Origin of the sequence: Alkalibacterium indicireducens (assembly GCF_039522005.1) — a bacterium.
In the GTDB taxonomy this organism is placed as follows: Bacteria; Bacillota; Bacilli; order Lactobacillales; family Carnobacteriaceae_A; genus Alkalibacterium; species Alkalibacterium indicireducens.
This window is the reverse complement of record NZ_BAAADA010000176.1, coordinates 1-2,676: the sequence shown is the minus strand read 5'-3', so window position 1 is coordinate 2,676 and position 2,676 is coordinate 1. Positions and strand designations below refer to the sequence as shown.

Annotated in this window: 2 protein-coding genes; both read left to right on the top strand. The window is 44.5% G+C overall.

All coding sequences use genetic code 11. From position 1 onward, the window contains the following. Window positions 1–190: 190 nt before the first annotated feature. Window positions 191–1,519 carry an electron transport complex subunit RsxC gene (rsxC, locus tag ABFX15_RS09730; protein WP_346025226.1) on the top strand — a complete coding sequence of 443 codons (1,329 nt, stop codon included), beginning with the start codon at window positions 191–193 and terminating at the stop codon, window positions 1,517–1,519. Window position 1,520: 1 nt separating this feature from the next. Beyond that, a complete protein-coding gene (locus ABFX15_RS09725; RefSeq protein WP_346025225.1) occupies window positions 1,521–2,549 on the top strand; it encodes an RnfABCDGE type electron transport complex subunit D in 1,029 nt (342 codons plus the stop codon). The last annotated feature ends 127 nt before the right edge of the window (window positions 2,550–2,676 follow it).

Below are 2,676 nucleotides of genomic sequence, written 5' to 3'. Positions count from 1 at the left end.
TGTTGTATAATGGACATAAGGAATCCCTCCTGGAGTACGTGTCTTAGTCGACAACCTAATTGTACCATATGGGGGGGGGTTCCTTTTTTCTATGTTTTAAAAAAGTTGATTTATCAGGTGTTAAACACGACAAATAATTATGAAATTGGCTCAATTAGGTTAGACAGGAATTATAGAGAGGATGAATGTGATGCGTTTTTCGTTCATGGGAAAACACGGTGGTTCCCATCCAGAAGAGAATAAATCACGAACGAGCAAGTTACCGATAGTAGATGCATCAGTCCCTAAAATCATGGTTTACCCCGTATCCATGCACATAGGAGCGCCTGCTAAACCGGTCGTAGAAATTGGAGAGACAGTCAAGGTCGGTCAGCTGATTGCTGAAGAAGGTGGATTTGTATCAGCAAATGTATATTCTTCAGTTTCAGGTGAAGTGATTGCTATAGAAAAACGTGGAAAGATCGGTGGCGGAGAAGTGGACAGTATCATTGTCAAAAATGACTATGAATATACAAAAGCTGATCCAATCGTCGAACCGGGACGGTCTCAGGACATGTCAAAAGATGAAATCATTCAGACAGTCAGAAAAGCTGGAATCGTTGGAATGGGTGGAGCAACGTTCCCTACAGCTGTTAAGTTGAGTCCTCCACCGGGGATGACGATTGACACACTTATCATCAATGGGGCAGAGTGTGAACCGTATTCTACATCCGACCACAGAGTCATGGTGGAACATGCAGATGAAATTATTCATGGAATTAATCTGTCTAGAGCATTGTTCCCTCAATTACGTCGCATCTATATCGGTGTAGAGGATAATAAACCGGATGCTATCAAGGCGCTTGAGGAAGCCTCTGCTGAATTTGACGATATTTTCGTCCGTCCATTGAAAACAATGTATCCACAAGGATCAGAGAAAAACTTGATCAAGAGCATGACTGGAAGAGAAGTATCGCCTGGTGGCCTTCCTGCTGAAGTTCGCTGTGTCGTGGCTAATACATCAACGATCCGTTCTTGCTACCGCGCCTGCGAGTTTGGCGAGCCTTTAATCGAACGTATTGTATCAGTGTCCGGAACACCAATAAGAGAACCTAAAAACCTTCGAGTTAAAATCGGTACTCCTATGGATTCGCTTATTGAAGACTGCGGCGGATTTGCTGACGTACCAGGAAAAGTCCTGGGTGGTGGACCGATGATGGGTAAAACTGTTTCGGATCTCGGGGTTCCAATTATTAAAGGAACGACAGCTATAACAGTTCTGACTCCTGAAGAAGCTGAACAAGGGGACAGTCACGACTGTATCATGTGTTCAGAATGTCTAAATGTCTGCCCGGTCAGTCTGCAACCTATCCTTATCAGTGAAGCTTTCGAAAGAGGAAATATTGATAAAGCTCAGGAGCTGGGGGCAATGGACTGTATCGAATGTGGAAACTGTTCATTTATCTGTCCTTCAAAAATCCCTCTTCTAGCAAATATTCGTTCCGCTAAAGCTGCTATAAAAGCGAAGGAGGAGAAGTAAGATGGCTCAGGCAATTGATGTAAAAGGTAAATTGCAAGTCGGTCCTTCCCCTCATGTTCGCAGCAAACGCACAGCAGCTTGGGTTATGGACCAGGTTTTAATCGCGCTGATTCCACCAACATTAGCGGCTACCTACTTCTTCGGATGGTGGGTCCTTGGTATGGTAGCAATTGGTATTGGGACAGCCGTTGCATCTGAATTTATTTATCAGAAACTGACATACAAACCAATAAAAATACAGGATCACAGTGCCGCAGTAACAGGTATGTTGGTCGCCTTAAGTTTGCCTGTCACTGCACCAATATGGATGATCATGTTTGGATCGATTTTTGCTATTGTTATCGTTAAGCAGCTTAATGGTGGGATTGGAAGGAACTACTTCAACCCTGCAGTTGCTGCTCGTGTAGTCATTAAGGCCCTCTTTACTCCTTGGCTGGCTAACTGGGTCCTGCCCGGTGGATTGCTGGGAAGTGGATTCAGAGGGGTCGATGCTATAGGTTCTGCCACGCCGCTTGAGTTTATCGGTCACGGGGCACAGGTCGTGCCTGAACAAGTTCCTGGACTATTCGATTTGTTCATGGGATTTAATCTAGGTGGAAATGTTGGAGAAACTTCTAAATTCGCAATACTTATTGGTATGCTTTATCTGATTTTCAGACGTGTAATTAATCCAAAAGTACCGATTTTATATATCCTTACAACATTTGTGGTTATGGGATTATGGTCCAGCTTTGACTGGAATTTCCAAATGACGCACATTCTGACAGGAACTCTGTTCTTCGGGGCCACGTATATGGCTACTGACTATAGTTCAGGATCTCTAACACCAGAAGGGAAGACTGTTTTTGCCATCGGATGTGGGGTGTTGACCGCTGTGTTCAGGATTACACTGGACCACCCGGGTGGAGTGGGGTATTCGATCCTAATTATGAATGCCCTGGCACCGTTTATTGATAGTAAGCTGATGCCACGAATCTACGGCCACAAAACCCGTCCCCAAACAAAATTCGATCGTCAAAGCACGAACTAATGCTATAAAATAAACAAAAAAGCGCCGCGAGAATATCTCTCGTTGACGCTTTTTTTATGTGCGCCCGGCATGGGCGACAACTTGGTGGTGAAAGTCCACTACAGACTTGGCAGTAGGAACTGTTAGC

Excerpts from the sequence above, each read along its gene's own strand:
- ABFX15_RS09725 (WP_346025225.1), top strand. The coding sequence starts at position 1,521 with ATGGCTCAGGCAATTGATGTAAAAGGTAAATTGCAAGTCGGTCCTTCC.
- rsxC (WP_346025226.1), top strand. The coding sequence starts at position 191 with ATGCGTTTTTCGTTCATGGGAAAACACGGTGGTTCCCATCCAGAAGAG.